The sequence below is a fragment of the Streptomyces sp. A3M-1-3 genome (assembly GCF_024213665.1).
Taxonomy (GTDB): domain Bacteria; phylum Actinomycetota; class Actinomycetes; order Streptomycetales; family Streptomycetaceae; genus Streptomyces.
The window spans coordinates 81143-98242 of sequence record NZ_JANAVP010000002.1 but is presented as its reverse complement, the minus strand read 5'-3'; the positions used below and the strand labels follow the sequence as shown (position 1 = coordinate 98242).

Annotated in this window: 15 protein-coding genes; 10 read left to right on the top strand and 5 right to left on the bottom strand. The window is 71.4% G+C overall.

The window, feature by feature from the left end:
* Nucleotides 1–4 precede the first annotated feature (4 nt).
* The 3 genes from NLX86_RS02355 to NLX86_RS02345 are packed head-to-tail and all read right to left on the bottom strand — an operon-like array spanning nt 5 to nt 4034.
* On the bottom strand, nt 5–1108 hold the full coding sequence (locus NLX86_RS02355) for an amidohydrolase family protein (RefSeq protein WP_254369860.1): 1104 nt from the start codon (nt 1106–1108) through the stop codon (nt 5–7).
* Nucleotides 1108–2484 (bottom strand): glutamine synthetase family protein, encoded by a 1377-nt coding sequence (locus NLX86_RS02350; protein WP_254369859.1) that lies wholly within the window; start codon nt 2482–2484, stop codon nt 1108–1110. The genes NLX86_RS02355 and NLX86_RS02350 overlap by 1 nt, the downstream gene beginning before the upstream one ends.
* Nucleotides 2481–4034 (bottom strand): ATP-dependent DNA ligase, encoded by a 1554-nt coding sequence (locus tag NLX86_RS02345; RefSeq protein WP_254369858.1) that lies wholly within the window; start codon nt 4032–4034, stop codon nt 2481–2483. Before NLX86_RS02345 ends, NLX86_RS02350 begins: the two co-directional genes overlap by 4 nt.
* Nucleotides 4035–4193: 159 nt before the next feature.
* Here NLX86_RS02345 and NLX86_RS02340 point away from each other — a divergent pair, with 159 nt between their 5' ends.
* The 3 genes from NLX86_RS02340 to NLX86_RS02330 all read left to right on the top strand — a co-directional run bounded on the left by NLX86_RS02340 (nt 4194) and on the right by NLX86_RS02330 (nt 7112).
* Nucleotides 4194–4367, top strand: a complete 174-nt coding sequence (locus NLX86_RS02340; RefSeq protein WP_254369857.1) for a CsbD family protein — start codon at nt 4194–4196, stop codon at nt 4365–4367.
* A 250-nt stretch (nt 4368–4617) separates the two neighbouring features.
* Complete coding sequence (locus NLX86_RS02335) at nt 4618–6060, top strand: GuaB1 family IMP dehydrogenase-related protein (protein ID WP_254369856.1); 1443 nt, start codon at nt 4618–4620, stop codon at nt 6058–6060.
* Between the two features lie 173 nt (nt 6061–6233).
* Nucleotides 6234–7112: an RNA polymerase sigma factor SigF gene (locus NLX86_RS02330; protein WP_254370080.1), complete on the top strand. Its 879-nt coding sequence runs from the start codon at nt 6234–6236 to the stop codon at nt 7110–7112.
* Between the two features lie 94 nt (nt 7113–7206).
* Here NLX86_RS02330 and NLX86_RS02325 read toward each other — a convergent pair whose 3' ends face one another.
* Entirely contained in the window at nt 7207–7605 is a 399-nt protein-coding gene (locus NLX86_RS02325; RefSeq protein WP_254369855.1) for an ATP-binding protein, read from the bottom strand.
* 42 nt (nt 7606–7647) lie between these two features.
* The gene (locus NLX86_RS02320; protein WP_254369854.1) at nt 7648–8640 is read right to left on the bottom strand and encodes a GDSL-type esterase/lipase family protein; all 993 of its coding nucleotides are present in this window, start codon (nt 8638–8640) and stop codon (nt 7648–7650) included.
* A 214-nt stretch (nt 8641–8854) separates the two neighbouring features.
* Here NLX86_RS02320 and NLX86_RS02315 point away from each other — a divergent pair, with 214 nt between their 5' ends.
* The 7 genes from NLX86_RS02315 to NLX86_RS02285 all read left to right on the top strand — a co-directional run bounded on the left by NLX86_RS02315 (nt 8855) and on the right by NLX86_RS02285 (nt 17074).
* Nucleotides 8855–9205, top strand: coding sequence for a nitrate- and nitrite sensing domain-containing protein (locus NLX86_RS02315; protein ID WP_254369853.1), 351 nt, complete (start codon nt 8855–8857; stop codon nt 9203–9205).
* The gene (locus tag NLX86_RS02310; RefSeq protein ID WP_254369852.1) at nt 9190–11778 is read left to right on the top strand and encodes a nitrate- and nitrite sensing domain-containing protein; all 2589 of its coding nucleotides are present in this window, start codon (nt 9190–9192) and stop codon (nt 11776–11778) included. The genes NLX86_RS02315 and NLX86_RS02310 overlap by 16 nt, the downstream gene beginning before the upstream one ends.
* Before the next feature lie 3 nt (nt 11779–11781).
* A complete protein-coding gene (locus NLX86_RS02305; protein WP_254369851.1) occupies nt 11782–12159 on the top strand; it encodes a DUF742 domain-containing protein in 378 nt (125 codons plus the stop codon).
* A gap of 245 nt (nt 12160–12404) precedes the next feature.
* Nucleotides 12405–13871 (top strand): amino acid transporter, encoded by a 1467-nt coding sequence (locus NLX86_RS02300; protein ID WP_254369850.1) that lies wholly within the window; start codon nt 12405–12407, stop codon nt 13869–13871.
* A 10-nt stretch (nt 13872–13881) separates the two neighbouring features.
* Nucleotides 13882–14337 carry an Lrp/AsnC family transcriptional regulator gene (locus NLX86_RS02295; protein ID WP_254369849.1) on the top strand — a complete coding sequence of 152 codons (456 nt, stop codon included), beginning with the start codon at nt 13882–13884 and terminating at the stop codon, nt 14335–14337.
* Between the two features lie 164 nt (nt 14338–14501).
* Nucleotides 14502–15305, top strand: a complete 804-nt coding sequence (locus NLX86_RS02290; RefSeq protein WP_254369848.1) for a carbon-nitrogen hydrolase family protein — start codon at nt 14502–14504, stop codon at nt 15303–15305.
* 71 nt (nt 15306–15376) lie between these two features.
* Nucleotides 15377–17074: an NAD(P)/FAD-dependent oxidoreductase gene (locus tag NLX86_RS02285; RefSeq protein ID WP_254369847.1), complete on the top strand. Its 1698-nt coding sequence runs from the start codon at nt 15377–15379 to the stop codon at nt 17072–17074.
* Nucleotides 17075–17100: the final 26 nt, after the last annotated feature.

Here is a 17100-nt window from a genome sequence, read left to right as displayed (position 1 = left end):
CGGGTCAGCCGTAGACCCGGCGGGCGTTTTCCGCCGCGATCATCGCTCCCACCCGCCGGGCGTCGGCCGTCGACCAGGCGCCGGTGCCGGCCCAGCCCGTCAGCAGCCGCGTCAGCGCCTCGCGGAAGAGCTGCGCGCCGACGACGTACAGCTCGGGCAGCCCGTACGCGTCGGTGGAGAACAGCAGCTTGCCGAACGGGGTCAGCTCCAGCATCTCCGCGAGCACCGCCCCGGCCCGCGCCCCGGTGTGGCCGAGAGCCAGGCCCACGTCCGCGTAGACGTGCGGGAAGACGCTCGCCAGGTATGCGGCACCCCGGTGGTACGGATAGCCGTGCAGCAGGATCAGCGGGCAGCCGGTGGGGCGTACGGCCCGTACGAAATCGGTGAGCAGCAGCGGATCGCTGCGGTGCAGCCGCAGATCGGGGTCGCCGAAGCCGGTGTGCAGTTGCAGCGGCAGGCCCGTCAGCGCCGCCGACCACAGCAGGTGGCGCAGCAGGACCGGGTCGCTCAGCCGGCCTCCGGCGCGGCGCCCGGTGAGCCAGCGGGCGGCGGTCTCGCGGACCTCGGCCGGGGCGGGCGGATCCGGGGCCAGATCGAGTCCGTAGCGGTACGCCGCGACCGATTTGAAGCCTGCGGCCGTGTGCGCGGCGGCCGTGATCCGCTGGTCCATGGCGGCGAGGAACGCGTCGCCGTCCTTGGTGGTGTCGGCCGTCCGCTCGGCCAGCTGTTCCAGACGTACGATTTCGCGCGAGGTTCCGCCGGCCGCCGCGGCCAGCTCCCTGGGCGTGGTCAGGTCGCCCGGCAGTCCGGTGTCCACCAGGAACTCGGCGATGCCGCAGTACCGCAGCAGCAGCTCGGTGGCCTCCGGTCCGCCGAGTTCGCGCCGCCGGGCGAGGTACTGCTCGGGCGGGCAGTGCGGGGCGAGGCCCAGGACGGGCGGGCACCAGCGGCGGACCGCGAAACCGAGCTGGGTGTCGAAGTACGTGGTACCGGGCGCGGCCGGGGCGTCCGACTCGGTCAGAAACGACTCGAACACCGCCGGGTCCGGGTCGGCGCGCAGGACCCCGTGACAGTGGTGGTCCACCAGCGGCGGCAGGTCGAGATCCATCAGTACCGCCCACGGGTGGCGTCCGCGATCTCCTGCGGGGACGCGCCTTCGAACAGCTCCGCCTCCGCGTGCCGCACCGCGGCGATCGCCTCGAACAGCGGGTCCCCGAGTGCTTCACGCAGGACCGCCGAGGCCGTGAAGTGCTCCAGCGCCTCGGGCAGCGAGGTCGGCAGCCGGCGCTCACCGCTGCCGCGCACCGGATCGCCCGCCACCGGGGCAGGCAGCGTCAGATCCGCGTCGATCCCAGCCAGCCCGGCAGCGATCAGCGAACCGGCGGCCAGATACGGGTTCGCTGCCGCGTCGAAGCTCTTGACCTCGGCGTTCGCCCCGGCCCGGTCGTCGGGCGCCCCCGCGACGAAGCGCAGCGCCGCCTCCCGGTTCTCCAGTCCCCAGCACTGGTACGCGCCCGCCCAGCGCGACGGCTCCAGCCGCAGATAGCTCGCGACCGACGGCGCGCCGACGGCCAGCAGGGCGGGCAGCTCGCGCAGCACCCCGGCGAGGAACGCCTCGCTCTGCCGTGTCATGCCGAACGGCCCGTCGCCGCCCCGGCAGAGGTTCCTGCCCTCCCGCCACAGGCTCAGGTGCACATGACAGCCGTTGCCCACCCCGCCCGCCGTCACGACCGGCCCGAACAGCGCCGTGAGCCCGTGTCGGACCGACACCGCGCGGATCGTCTCGCGCACGAGTACGGCCAGATCGGCGGCGCCGACCGGATCGGCGGGGGACACGGACACCTCGAACTGGCCGGGCGCGTACTCGGGATGGATCTGCAGGACGTCGACGCCCTGTGTGGCCAGCGCGTCCAGCACGTCACCGAGATAGTCCGACAACTCCACGAGCCGGGCCATCCCGTACGCCGGGCCCGCCGCCCCCGCGAACCGCGTCCCGGCAGCGCCCCGGGCGCCGTCCGCGCCACCGGCCCGGTCCGTACCCCGCGCGACGACCCACTCCGTCTCGAAGCCCATCCGCATCTCGATTCCGCGCTCGGCGGCGCGTGCCGCCATCCGGCTCGCGAACTGCCGCTGGCACGCCGGATGCGTGCGCCCCTGCTGGTCGAACCGGTCGGCCGGCGCCCAGGCCCAGCCCGGCTGCGCGGCGAGCGGCGTCACCCTGTCCAGGTCGGGGAACAGCCGCAGATCGCCGTCCGGGCCACCGATGTGCGGGCTGCTGGTGATGGAGTCGTCCACCAGATAGACGTCGAACACCGGCGACATGCCGACCCCGCGCCCGGCCACCTGCGCGAGCCGCGCGACAGGCACGGCCTTGACACGGGTGAGGCCCGCGTTGTCCACCCAGGTCAGGGCGACCCCCCTGATGCCGAGGCCGGTCAGCCGCCGGGCCTCCGCACGGGCCGCCTCGAGCCGCGAATCGTTCATGCCCGTTCCCCCTGCGTTCCGCGCAGCGCGACGACCGCCGCGACCGAGTCCGCCTCCGCCGCCGGCTTGTCCTCCCGGTAGCGCACCACGCGCGCGAAGCGCAGCGTCACGCCCTCCGGATATCGCGAGGACCGCTGCACCCCGTCGAAGGCCACCTCCACCACCAGCTCGGGCCGGACCGTCACCCCCCAGCTCTCGCGGCTCACCGCGAGCTGCTGCAACCGGTCGGTCTGCCAGGCCAGCATCGCGTCCGTCAGTCCCTTGAACGTCTTGCCGAGCATGGCGAAGGTGCCGTCCGGGCGGCGGGCGCCGAGATGGAGGTTCGACAGGGTGCCGGTGCGCCGCCCGTGGCCCCACTCGGCAGCCAGTACCACCAGGTCGAGCGTGTGGACGGGCTTCACCTTCAGCCACGACATACCGCGGCGGCCCGCGCTGTACGTCGAGTCCAGCGCCTTCACCACCACGCCCTCGTGCCCGCGTTCCAGGGTGCGGGCGGCGAACTCCCGGGCCGCGGTACGGGACTTCTCGTCCGCCGGGTCCTCGACCACGAGGCGGCGCACCCGGCGCGGCTCGGGGGCCACCCGGACCAGCTCGTCGTTGCGTTCCCGCGCGGACAGGCCGAGCAGGTCACGGCCGTCCACGGACAGCAGGTCGAAGAAGACCGGGAAGAGCGGCAGCGAGGCATGCGCGTCCGCCACGTTGAGACGCGAACCGACGCGGCCCGCGACCTCCTGGAACGGCCGTGGCCGTCCGTCCTCGTCCAGCGCGATCACCTCGCCGTCCAGTACGGCCCGGTCGGTCGCCAACTCCTTCGTGGCGGCGACGACTTCGGGCAGCCGTTCGGTCAGCTCGTCCAGCGTACGCGTGAAGATCCGTACGTTCTCGCCGTCCCGGTGCACCTGGATCCGGATGCCGTCGAGCTTCTCCTCCACCACGCAGGGGCCGAGCCGGTTCAGTGCCTCGTCCACGTCCTTCGCGGTGTGCGCGAGCATCGGCTGCACCGGCCGTCCCACGTCCAGCCGGAAGTCCGCGAGCGCCGACGGACCGCGCGCGAGCAGCGCCTCGGCGACCGTGCCCAGCGAGCCGGCCAGCATCACGGCCCGTCTGACTTCCCCGGGATCCGCGTCGACCGCCGCCGCCAGCCCCTCGGCGGCCTGGGCGTCGAGTGCGCCCTGCCGCAGCTCGCCGCCGATCAGGCCGAGGAGGAACTGCTGCTCCTCGTCGGTGGCGGCGGACATCAGCGTCTGGAGCAGCTTTCTGCGCTCGACCAGGGCACCCTTGCCGGCCACTGCCGTGATCAGATCGAGCGTACGGTGCACCTCGCGCACGGTGAGGCGGGGCTCGGCGGCCGGCGCCGGGCGCTCCCGCAGGAGGCTCCAGCCCACCCCGGTACGGCGCTGCGGGAGCCTGCCCGCGAGGTAGGTGACCACCAGCGGGGCCTCGGACGGCTCGGTCCTGCGGAACAGCTCGGCGAGCAGGGCGGTCTTCCGCGAGCGGGCGCGGGTGGCCGCGATCTCCCGCGAGGTCCTGGCCACGTCGGCGAGCAGCATGCCCTCATCCTTACCCAGCGCGATCGCGGACGCAGCAGTTCGGTGGCAGCATCGGCGGCCGTTCGTCGTCCTGCCGGTCTGAGAGGGGTTTGCCCGAGTCGGACCCGGGCAGGCGATCCGGCGTCAGGGTGACCGCTCAACACGTAAGGGAGTGCGACCGTGGCCAAGGACAAGAAGGCCGCTGCCAAGGCCGATCAGGCCAAGGGCGCGGCGAAGGAGACGGCCGGCCGTGCCGTGGGCAGCGAACGGATGACCACGGAGGGCCGCGCCGAGCGCGCCAAGGGCGACGTGCGCGAGGCGATCCAGAAGATCAAGGACGCCGGAAAGCGGTGACGCGCGCGAAAGCCCCGGCTTTCGCGGATCGGCGGTGGCCCGGCGGATCCCCTTCCCGCCGGGGCCACCGCCGTGTGATCGCACAAGGCCGGGCGGCGGCCCTTGACGGAACGTCCACAGATGTGACCGAAGCTCGCCAGGACCTGGTCACATCGGCGATGATGGCCTAGGAGCCGCAGCCGGAACCGCGCTGGTCCGTGCTCACTCCCCACCCGCCCCCCTCCGTAAAACCGCAGGTGAGAGAGTCAGTATGCGTTTCCTCAATGACCTGAAGCCGCCGTACGACCTGACGTACGACGATGTATTCATGGTGCCGAGCCGCTCCGCGGTGGGTTCCCGTCAGGGAGTCGACCTCTCCGCACCCGACGGCACCGGCACCACCATCCCCCTCGTCGTCGCGAACATGACCGCGATCGCGGGCCGCCGGATGGCTGAAACGGTCGCCCGGCGAGGCGGGCTCGTCGTGATCCCCCAGGACATCCCGATCGACGTCATAACCGATGTCATCTCCTGGGTCAAGACGCGGCACCTCGTGCTCGACACCCCGATCACGCTGGCGCCCGGCCAGACCGTCGCCGACGCGCTCTCCCTGCTCCACAAGCGGGCGCACGGCGCGGGTGTCGTCGTCGACGACCAGAACCGCCCGATCGGTGTCGTCACCGAGCACGATCTGACGGGTGTGGACCGCTTCACCCAGCTGTCCGAGGTCATGACCAGGGAGCTGCTGCTCCTCGACGCCGACATCGACCCGACCGAGGCCTTCAACCGGCTCGACGCCGGCCACCGCAAGCTGGCCCCGGCCGTCGACAAGGACGGCAAGCTCGTCGGCATCCTGACCCGGAAGGCCGCGCTGCGCGCGACCCTCTACACCCCGGCCACCGACGCCAACGGCAAGCTGCGTATCGCCGCCGCCGTCGGTATCAACGGTGATGTTGCGGGCAAGGCCAAGCTGCTCCTCGACGCCGGTGTGGACACGCTCGTCGTGGACACCGCGCACGGCCACCAGGAGTCGATGATCAGCGCGGTCCGGGCGGTCCGCGCGCTCGACCCGCAGGTGCCGATCGTGGCGGGCAACATCGTCGCCGCCGAGGGCGTACGGGACCTCATCGAGGCCGGCGCGGACATCGTCAAGGTCGGTGTGGGCCCCGGCGCCATGTGCACCACCCGCATGATGACCGGCGTGGGGCGGCCGCAGTTCTCCGCGGTCCTCGAATGCGCCGCGGAGGCCAGGAAGTTCGGCAAGCACGTCTGGGCCGACGGCGGCGTCCGCCACCCGCGCGATGTCGCGATGGCGCTGGCCGCAGGCGCGTCCAACGTGATGATCGGCTCCTGGTTCGCCGGTACGTACGAGTCGCCCGGCGACCTTCAGCAGTCGGCCGACGGCCGCTACTACAAGGAGTCGTTCGGCATGGCCTCGGCCCGCGCCGTGCAGAACCGCACCAGCGAGGAGTCGGCCTACGACCGCGCCCGCAAGGGCCTGTTCGAGGAGGGCATCTCCACGTCGCGGATGTTCCTCGACCCGGCCCGCCCGGGTGTCGAGGACCTGATCGACTCGATCATCGCGGGCGTCCGCTCGTCCTGCACCTACGCGGGTGCGGGCTCGCTCGAGGAGTTCGCCGAGAAGGCGGTCGTCGGCGTGCAGAGCGCCGCCGGATACGCCGAGGGCAAGCCGCTGCACGCCAGCTGGGGCTGATCCGCACCTCCGTCCCCGAGGCTCTCCCTGCCTGGCTGAACGCTCCACGCTCAACCGTCCGGTCTCCGCTGTGTCATGGAGGCCGGACGCGGCGTTTTCCAATTGGCAGGCATGCCCGGCATGAGTCGGGGTAGACGGGCCTCAGCATTGACATCGGAGAAGGGGAGGACATGGTGTCCACGGCGAGCGCAGTCCCGACCGAACTCGGCCAGTACGGAGCGACCTTGGGTCAGACCCTGGCGGACCAGGAACTTCCGTATCTGGAGAGCCCCGGGGAGGTGGCTCCCAAGGACGCACGGGAGATCTCGAAGCTGTTCTTCACGCGGCTGGCCGAACTCGAAGAAGGCACCCACGAGTACCAGTACGCGCGGAACACGCTGATCGAGCTCAATGTCGCGCTGGTCCGGTACGCGGCGAACCGCTTCCGTAACCGGTCGGAGCAGATGGACGACATCGTCCAGGTCGGCACGATCGGCCTGATCAAGGCGATCGACCGGTTCGAGCTGTCCCGCGAGGTGGAGTTCGCCACCTTCGCCGTGCCGTACATCGTGGGGGAGATCAAGCGCTTCTTCCGCGACACGAGCTGGGCCGTACATGTCCCGCGCCGGCTCCAGGAACTCCGGATCGACCTGGCCAAGGCGACTGACGAGATGTCCCAGCACCTGGACCGGGCACCGACCACCGCCGAACTAGCCGAGTACCTCGGAATCGACGAGGAGCAGGTCATCGAAGGCGTCGTCGCGAGCAACGGCTACACGGCGGGCTCGATCGACATGCCGATGGACGACACGGCCGACGGCGCCTCGGCGCCGCTGTCCGACCGGCTGGGCGCTCCCGACGCGGATCTGGAGACCGCGGAGAACGTCCAGGCGCTCAAGCCGCTCATCGAGGAACTCGACGAGCGGGAGAAGCAGATCCTGCGGATGCGCTTCGGCGCAGAGATGACCCAGGCCGAGATCGGCGCCGAACTGGGTGTGTCCCAGATGCATGTGTCCCGGCTGCTGTCCCGCATCACCACGCGGCTGCGTGCGGGTCTGCTAGCCGTGGAGTGAGTACAGCGCCTGTACAGCGGCGAAGGAGGCCCCCGGAGAGGGTGCCTCCCTCGCCGCTGTACGAGTGTCCCCAGCCCGCGTTGTACGAGTGTCCCTAGCCCGCCGTGAGCGACGCGGCCGGCCGCAGCCAGATGGCCGCCACCCGCTTGCCGTCCGGCAGCAGCTCGACCTCCACCCGGCCCGCGAGCCGCTGCACCATCTGCCAGCCGAAGCCGCCGCCCCCGGCGAATTCCGGCCGGCGCGGGATGGGCGGCTGCGGACTGGAATCGTCCATCTCCACCACCAACTCCCGCTCGCGCACGGTCAGATGCAGCCGCCACCAGCCGGTGGTGTGCCGCACGGCATTGGCCACCAGCTCGGTCACCACCAGCAGGACCGCGTCCGTGTCGGCCCACGGGCAGTGCTGCGCAAGGAAGTCCGCGGCGGCCCGCCTGGCCGTCGCGCTGTCCCTGTGTGGTGCTGCACTCACCACCACATGCGGCTCATCAGTCATCAACTGCACATCTACCCCGTGGCCAGGCACTCCATGGCTGGACTACGCAACAAAGTCCGCCTTCCGCAGCGCGGCGGCGACGGCCTCCGCCAGCACGGCGTGGCCCTCGTCGTTCGGGTGCAGTCCGTCCGCCAGATGCTCCGGACGGAGCAGATCGCGGCCTTCGAGCAGTGCCAGGCTCCCGTCGCCCGCGGCGATGCGTTCGCCGGCGGCCCGCTCCATCGCGCCGCGCAGGTCGGCGAGCGTGGCGCCGAGCACGTTCGGCGTCCGCTCGGCGTCGGGGCGCAGCACCGGTGAGACCAGCAGCAGCGGGGTGTCCGGATGGCCCTGCCGTACGAGATCGAGGAACGCCCGTGTCGTCTCGTACAGGAGCGGCGCGGTGAACGGGACACGGGACCAGCAGTTGGTGCCGAAGGCGAGGGTGATGAGGTCGCCGGGCAGGGCGGCGAGTTGTTCGGCGGTGGCGAGTTCGCCGCGGGCGGCGCCCGCGTAGCCGAGGTTGACGGTGTCCAGGCCGAGGGCGCGTCCGGCGACGGCCGGCCAGCCGTGGGCCGGGCGGGTGGACCACCAGCCCTCGGTGATGGAGTCGCCGTGGACCAGCCACCGGGGGCGCGCAGGGGCTGGGACCGGCGTGCCGCCCAGCGGCGCCCGCAGGCCCAGTACGACGGGGGACCGGGTCTCGGGCAGATGGACCGTGAACGGCCCCTGCCCGGCCGGGAGTCCGATGCGAACCACCGCCTCCTCGGCCGGCTCCGTGATGACTTCGGCGACGTGGGCGCCGCCCTGCCAGAGGTCGAAGACATGGGGGAGGTCGCGCAGCGCGCCGGCCGTCGCCGGGATTGTGGCGCGGTAGTGGATCTCGACGGCGGTGGCGTCCTCGGCGGTGAATTCGAGCCGCACTCCGATCGGGAGGGCGGACCGCTCGCAGGTGTCCCACGGCAGCCGGGCGAGATCGGCCGGGTCCGCACGCACCGCGTAGCCGTCGTCGAGCCAGGCGACTCCGCGCAGGAACGGTTCGGGGTCCAGCCATTTCATCGTTCGCCTCCGTGTATCGGATACCGGAACCGGATTCCTACCCAGCCGACCGCGAAGACGCGTGGTTACCCCAGGGAACATTGCATTGCGCATGCCAAATCGCGTAGCTTGACTGCCCCCTACCGGCGAGTAACCGTAGCCGGTCATTTGCTCTATGTGCTCTGGGGAGTCCATGCGCCGGCGATTGCGCCGTCCCACGATCCGCGGGCGGATCGTGACCCTCACGGTCGTACCGGTCCTCGCGCTGATGGCGCTGTGGAGCTTCGCGATGGTGTCGGTGACCGGTGACCTGCGGGCCCTGATCCGGGTCCAGGGCGTCTACGAGAGCTTCGGCACCCCGGTCGACACCGCCGTCGGGCAGATCCAGATCGAACGCCGTATCGCCGCCGAGTATCTGGGAGCGGGGGAGAAGGACGGCCGGGCCACCGTTGCGGCCCTGACCGAGCAGCAGCGCTCCACCGACCGGGCCGTCCAGGCGATGCGCGACGCGATCGGCAACCGGGAGCGGCGTGGCGACCCTCCGGCCGTCAGCGGCAGTCCCTGGACGCGATGGCCGACGCCGTAGAGGGGCTGGACGCCCTGCGGGGGCGCGTGACCGCCCGGCAGATCTCCTGGGATCACGCCGTCGACGCGTACACCGCCGTCGTGGAACCCACGTTCGACGTACAGTCCACGCTCACCGCGCTGCAGGCCGGTCAGCTGGCCCGCGAGGCGCAGGTCGTCGTCGAACTCGTACGGGTCCGGGAGTTCGTGTCCCGCGAGGACGCGCTGGTCGCCGGGGCCCGCGCGGCGGGCAGCCTGACCGACCGGCAGTACGACACGCTGACCGCCACGGTCGAGGACCGGCGCGTCTTCCACCGTACGTACGTCCCCGACCTGCCGGGCGACTCACGGGCGCTGTTCGAGGAGTTCGAGCAGGGCGACGAGTACCGGGCGCTGACCGCCGGTGAGGACGCCGTGCTCAGGGCCGGCGCGTCCGGCGCGGGGAAGGCCATGGCCGCCGAGTCCTGGCGGACCACGACGGACCGGGCGGTCAAGCGGTACATGCTGCTGTTCACCCAGTCGGCGCTGAACACCGCCGAGCGCGGACGGACCTTCGCGTACCGGGAGATGATCAAGGCCGCGGTGGTCGGCGGGCTCGGACTCCTGGCGGTGGGACTGTCCGTCTGGTTCTCGATGGCCAGCGGCCGGCGCATCTCCCGCCGCCTGGAGGAACTGCGTGACGCCGCCGACGTCCTGGCAACCCGGCAGCTGCCCGAGGTGATGGAACGGCTCGGCGCGGGCGAGGAGGTCGACGCGGCAGAGGCGGCGCCGCCGCTGGACTTCGGGGACGAGGACCGCGGGCCGGACGAGATCGGGCAGGTGGGCCGAGCCCTCAACGCCGCCCGCCTGGCGGCCGTCGAGGTCGCCGTCAAGCAGGCGACCCTGCGGCGCGGCGTCTTCGCCGTACTGCTCAACATCGCGCGCCGCAACCAGGCGCTGGTCCACCGTCAGGCGAAGCTGGTCGACACCCTCGAACGCCGGACCGCCGACCCGGACACGCTGGAGGACCTGTTCCGGATCGACCATCTGACGACCCGGATGCGGCGACATGCGGAAGGCCTCATCATCCTGTCCGGCGCCTCGCCGGGGCGCCGGTGGCGGGGGCCGGTGCCCGTGGTCGACGTCGTGGGCGCGGCGGTCGGCGAGATCGAGGACTACACCCGGGTCGTACTGCCGCCGATGCCGGCGGTGGGCATCCGCGCGGAGGCGGTGGCCGACGTGGTGCACCTCGTCGCCGAACTCGTCGAGAACGCGGCGGTGTTCTCGCCGCCCCACACCCAGGTCACGATGCGGACCGGGTCGGCGCGCAACGGTTTCGTCCTGGAGATCGACGACCGCGGTCTGGGCATGGACGCGGAGGAACTGGCGCAGGCCCACCGGACGCTCGCCAGGCCCGGCGACTTCGACCCGGCTCAGGATGAGCGGCTGGGCCTGTACGTCGTCGGGCGGCTCGCCGAGCGGCACGGCATCGGGGTCACCCTCTGCCGCTCGCCGTACGGCGGCACCACGGCGGTGGTACTCCTGCCCCACACGATCCTGGCCCCCGTAGACCCGGACCCCGGTACGGGTCCCGAAGCCCCGGCGGAGGAACTCTCCGCCCCGCCCACGCCCGCTCCCGTCCGGGCCCTTCCCGCACCGGGCGGAGTCGCGCCCCCGTCTGCCCGGGCGCTGCCCGCCCGCTCCCGGCAGCTCGCCCCGGTGCGCCCGACGCACACCCACGACCCGGCGGGTCCCGCCAAGGGGTCCGCGGACGAGGTCGCGCGGTCCGCCGCCCCTGCCGCCCAGCCTGCGGCGGGCTGGTCCGCTGAAGCGCCCAACGCGCGGCCCGCGGACGAGCCGGCTGCCCGGCCCGCAGGCGCGCCCCGCGCCGGCGGCCCCGCAGACGTGCCCCGCGCCGACGGCCCCGCAGACGTGCCCCGCGCGGGTAGGGCCGACGGCCCCGCTGCGGGTGGGGCCGTACCTGGGCTGCCGACCCGGGTGCGGCAGGCATCGTTGGCCGCGCCCTTGCGTGCCGAGCGGCCGGTGCCGGTGCCGGTGCCGGTCGAGGCGCTCCCTCCCGCGAGGTGTCGCCGGAGGAGATGCGCTCGATCCTCGGCGCCTTCCAGCGCGGGCTGGACCGAGGCCGGAACGGCGACCCCGTCGGCCGGGCATCCCCCCGCACGAACGACGAACGGACGGACGACGATGGCTGACGAAGACAGCGACCTCGGCTGGCTGCTGGACGACCTCCTGTCCAGGACCGACCACGTCCGCCAAGCCGTGCTGCTGACCGCGGACGGCCTCGCCACCAGCGCCTCCGAGGGCATGGCCAGGGAGGACGTCGACCACCTCTCCGCGGTCTGCGCGGGCTTCCACAGCCTCGCCAAGGAGGCCGGCGCCCGTTTCGAAGCCGGCAGCGTGCGGCAGACCATGGTCATGCTCGAGGACGCGTATCTCTTCATCACCCCGGCCGGTGACGGCAGCAGGCTGGCTGTGCTCAGCGACATCGAGACCGACGTCGGACAGCTCGCCCACGAGATGTCGCTGCTGGTCAGGCGGGTGGGGCGGCATATGGCGGTGCCCACCCGCTCGGCCACCGAGGCTCCCGACACATAACCCGTGAGCAAGCACAGCGACCACTGGTACGAGGACGAAACCGGGCCGATGGTACGGCCGTACACCGTGACCCGGGGCCGTACCCGTCCCGCCGCCGATCATGTCGTCGACCTGCTGTCCCAGGTCACGGCGGTGTGGGAGAACGGGCCCGAGCCGCGGCTCGACCATGCCCGCAACTCGCTGTTCGCCCTCGTGCGCCGGGGCCCGCGCCCGGTCGCCGAGATCGCCGCCGACGCCGACCTGCCCCTCACCGTGGTCCGTGTCCTGCTCATCGACCTCGTCGAGGCCGGACTCGTCCGCATCTCCGCGCCGGTCGCCCACGAGGCCATGAGCGACCCGGTCCTGCTGCGCGAAATTGTCGACCGATTGAGGGAGCTGTGACACGACCAGTCGTACGGGCGCAATATTCGGCCGCTGTGACTGTAAGCACGCAATGATCGATCGTCGATGCGCAAGATTGATGCATTACGGGCAGGAACGCCCACCTCGTAGGCTCACTCGCTGTACGTGGAGTGGCGGGGACCGTCTGCTCGGCGGTTCCCGCGCGCACGGCTGCCCAGCCGTGCTCCCAGCGCGTACCGCCGCGGTCGCCGCCCCCCGATCGGCAGCGATAAGGAGCCACCCCAGTGTTGGACCACGGCGCAGCGCCACCCGTCACTCCCCAACCGGAATCTGAGCGTCCGCGCCCGGGCAACCGGTTGATGCGGCGCAAGCCCGTCGAGCAGCTCGTCGCCGAGGGCGGCCACGGCGAAGGCGGCTCACTGCGCCGCTCGCTCGGTATGTGGCAGCTGACGATGATCAGCATCGGTGCCACGCTCGGCACCGGAATCTTCGTCGTCCTCGGCGAAGCCACACCGCTGGCCGGCCCGGCCGTCGCGATCTCGTTCGTGATCGCCGGCCTGACCGCGCTGTTCTCGGCGCTCTCGTACGCGGAGCTGGCCGGCTCGATCCCGGTGTCCGGCTCCTCGTACTCGTACTCCTACGCCACCATGGGCGAGATCGTCGCGTGGATCTGCGGCTGGTGCCTGATCCTCGAGTACGGCGTCTCGGTCGCGGCCGTCGCGGTCGGCTGGGGCGAGTACCTCAACGAGCTGCTCGACGGCATCCTCGGCGTCACCATCCCGCAGACGGTGTCCGCGCCGCTCGGCGAAGGCGGCTACATCAACCTGCCGGCGCTCGTCGTCATCATGCTCGCCATGGTGTTCCTGATGGGCGGCGCCAAGGAGAGCGCCCGCGTCAACACGATCATGGTCGTGGTGAAGATCGCCACGCTGGTGCTCTTCTGCGCGATCGGATTCCTCGGCATCAAGGCGGGCAACTACACCCCGCTCGCCCCGCTCGGCGTCACCGGGATCAGCGCCGCCGCGGCCACGCTGTTCTTCTCGTACATCGGCTTCGACGCGGCCTCCACCGCAGGCGAGGAGGCCAAGAACCCCAAGCGGGACCTGCCGCGCGCGATCATGCTGTCCCTGCTCATCGTCACCGTGCTGTACTGCCTGGTCGCCCTGATCGCCGTCGGTGCCATGCCGTGGCAGGACTTCGAAGGCACCGAGGCCGCCCTCGCCCAGATCATGAAGGACGTCACCGGCCACAGCTTCTGGGGCGTGGTCCTCGCCGCGGGAGCGGTCGTCGCCATCGCCAGCGTCGTCTTCGCCGTCCTCTACGGCCAGACCCGCATCCTCTTCGCCATGGCGCGCGACGGGCTGGTCCCCAAGGTCTTCGCCAAGGTCGACCCGCGTACCGGAACCCCGCGCGCCAACACGCTGATCGTCTCGGTGTTCTGCGCCCTGCTCGCCGCCACCATCCCGCTCGGCGAGCTGGCCAATGCCACCAGCATCGGCACGCTCTTCGCCTTCGCGCTGGTCAATGTGGCCGTCATCATCCTGCGGTACACGCGGCCCGACATGTCGCGCACCTTCCGCGTCGCGCTGTTCCCGGTGACCCCCATCCTGGGCTTCGCCTTCTGCGCCTACATGATGTATAGCCTGCCCGGCGCCACGTGGCTCGTCTTCGGAGGCTGGATGGCCGCGGGCCTCGTGTTCTACTTCGGTTACGGCATGCGCCGCTCCCGACTGGCCACGGCAGAGAAGTGATCCACCCGCAGTGCGACTGAACCAACTCGACGAACGCATCGTGCACGCCCTCGCAGAGGATGCCCGCCGCTCCTACGCAGACATCGGCTCCGAGGTCGGCCTCTCCGCACCCGCCGTCAAGCGCCGGGTCGACCGGCTGCGCGCCGAAGGCGCGATCACCGGCTTCACCGTACGGGTGGACCCGGCCGCGCTCGGCTGGGAGACCGAGGGGGTCATCGAGCTGTACTGCCGCCACAACACCTCGCCCGAGGACATCCGCCGCGGCCTGTCGCGCTACCCGGAGGTGGTGTCCGCGTCGACCGTCACCGGTGACGCGGACGCCATCGTCCAGGTCTTCGCCTCCGACATGCGGCACTTCGAGCGGGTGCTGGAGCGGATCGCGGGCGAGCCGTACGTGGAGCGCACGAAGTCGGTGCTGGTGCTCTCGCCGCTGCTGCGGCGTTTCTCGTCCGGCTCGCCCACGTAGTACCTCCGAAGGGGCGCCCGGCAGGCACAACGAATCTCCGTACCGACGCAAAAACACGCAATGAATCACCCGTCGGCGCGCAACGGAGGCGCCTTGTCGGGGGTGAGCACCGGACCGTACCGTCTAAGACGTCCCCCGAACACCGACGCTCCCCGAGGTCAGCCATGCCGCCGCTGCGCACCGCCCTGCTCCAGAGCTCCGGTCAGCCCGGCGACGTCGTGAAGAACCTCGAGGTGCTCACCGGCGCCGCCCGCGAGGCCGCCGCCGCCGGGGCGGGCCTGCTCGTCTGCCCCGAGATGTTCCTGACCGGCTACGCCATCGGCGAGGACGTCCACCGCCTCGCCGAGACCGCCGACGGTCCCGGCGCCGACGCCGTGGCCCGTATCGCCGCCGAGCACGGCATCGCCGTCCTGTACGGCTACCCCGAGCGCGAGCGCGAGGGGCAGCAGGTCTACAACGCGGCGCAGCTGATCGGCCCGGACGGCGAGCGGCTGGCCAACTACCGCAAGACGCATCTCTTCGGCTGCTTCGAGAACGAGTGGTTCACCCCGGGCGACACCCCCGTCGTCCAGGCGGACCTCGGCGGGCTCCGCATCGGGCTCATGATCTGCTATGACGTGGAGTTCCCGGAGAACGTCCGCGCCCACGCGCTGGCCGGCACCGACCTGCTGCTGGTGCCCACGGCCCAGATGCACCCCTTCCAGTTCGTCGCCGAGTCCGTCGTCCCGGTCCGCGCCTTCGAGAACCAGATGTACATCGCGTACGTCAACCGGACCGGCCCCGAGGGCGAGTTCGAGTTCGTCGGCCTGAGCTGCCTGGCGAGCCCCGACGGCGCCACCCGCACGCGGGCCGGCCGCGGCGAGGAACTCGTACTCGGCGAGGCCGACCCCGAGCTGCTGCGGGCCTCCCGCGCGAACAATCCGTATCTGCGCGACCGCCGCCCCGGCCTGTACGCGTCCCTGGTCTGACCCCCTCGTCCGACCCCGCCCCGCCCTCGCCCCCGCTGCTTCAGTCTTTCCGCGCAAGGAGTCCGTACCCCATGACGTCCACGGTGCCCACCGCCGCTCACGACGAGCAGCCGCCCGCCCTGCCGCCGATCACCATGTTCGGTCCGGACTTCCCCTACGCGTACGACGACCACCTCGCCCACCCGGCCGGGATCGGCCAGATACCCGCGACCGAGCACGGCGCCGAGGTGGCCGTCATCGGCGGCGGCCTCTCCGGCATCGTCGCCGCGTACGAGCTGATGAAGATGGGCCTCAAGCCCGTCGTCTACGAGGCGGACCAGATCGGCGGCCGGCTGCGCACCGTCGGCTTCGAGGGCTGCGATTCCGAGCTGACCGCCGAGATGGGCGCGATGCGCTTCCCGCCCTGCTCCACCGCGCTGCAGCACTACATCGACCTGGTGGGCCTGGAGACCAAGCCGTTCCCCAACCCGCTCGCGCCCGACACCCCGTCGACCGTCGTCGACCTCAAGGGCGAGTCGCACTACGCCACCTCGGTGGACGAGCTGCCCGCGGTCTACCGCGAGGTCATGGAGGCGTGGAACTCCTGCCTGGAGGAGGGCGCCGACTTCTCCGACATGAACACCGCCCTGCGGGAGCGGGACATCCCCCGCATCCGCGAGATCTGGTCGAAGCTCGTCGAGAAGCTCGACAACCAGACCTTCTACGGCTTCCTCTGCGACTCCCCGGCGTTCAAGTCCTTCCGGCACCGCGAGATCTTCGGCCAGGTCGGCTTCGGTACGGGCGGCTGGGACACCGACTTCCCGAACTCCATCCTGGAGATCCTCCGCGTCGTCTACACCGAGGCGGACGACCACCACCGCGGCATCGTCGGCGGCAGCCAGCAGCTCCCGCTGCGGCTGTGGGAGCGCGAGCCGGAGAAGATCGTGTACTGGGCGCAGGGCACCTCGCTCTCGTCGCTGCACGACGGCACGCCCAAGCCGGCCGTGACGCGGCTGCACCGCACCGCCGGGAACCGGATCACCGTCACCGACGCCTCCGGCGACATCCGTACGTACCGCGCGGCCGTCTTCACCGCGCAGTCCTGGATGCTGCTGTCGAAGATCGCGTGCGACGACTCGCTGTTCCCCATCGACCACTGGACGGCGATGGAGCGGACCCACTACATGGAGTCCTCCAAGCTGTTCGTGCCGGTCGACCGGCCGTTCTGGCTGGACAAGCACGAGGAGACCGGGCGGGACGTCATGTCGATGACGCTGACCGACCGGATGACCCGCGGCACCTATCTGCTGGACAACGGTCCCGACAAGCCGGCCGTCATCTGCCTCTCGTACACGTGGTGCGACGACAGCCTCAAGTGGCTGCCGCTGTCCGCGAACGAGCGGATGGAGGTCATGCTCAAGTCGCTGGGCGAGATCTACCCGAAGGTCGACATCCGCCGCCACATCATCGGCAACCCGGTGACCGTCTCGTGGGAGAACGAGCCCTACTTCATGGGCGCGTTCAAGGCCAACCTGCCCGGTCACTACCGCTACCAGCGCCGCCTGTTCACGCACTTCATGCAGGACCGGCTGCCCGAGGACAAGCGCGGAATCTTCCTCGCGGGCGACGACATCTCGTGGACCGCGGGCTGGGCCGAGGGCGCCGTGCAGACCGCGCTCAACGCGGTGTGGGGCGTCATGCACCACTTCGGTGGTAGGACGGACGCGACCAACCCCGGGCCCGGCGACCTCTACGACGAGATCGCCCCCGTCGAACTCCCCGAGGACTGACCCGAGGGATTGACTCAGGGGATCAC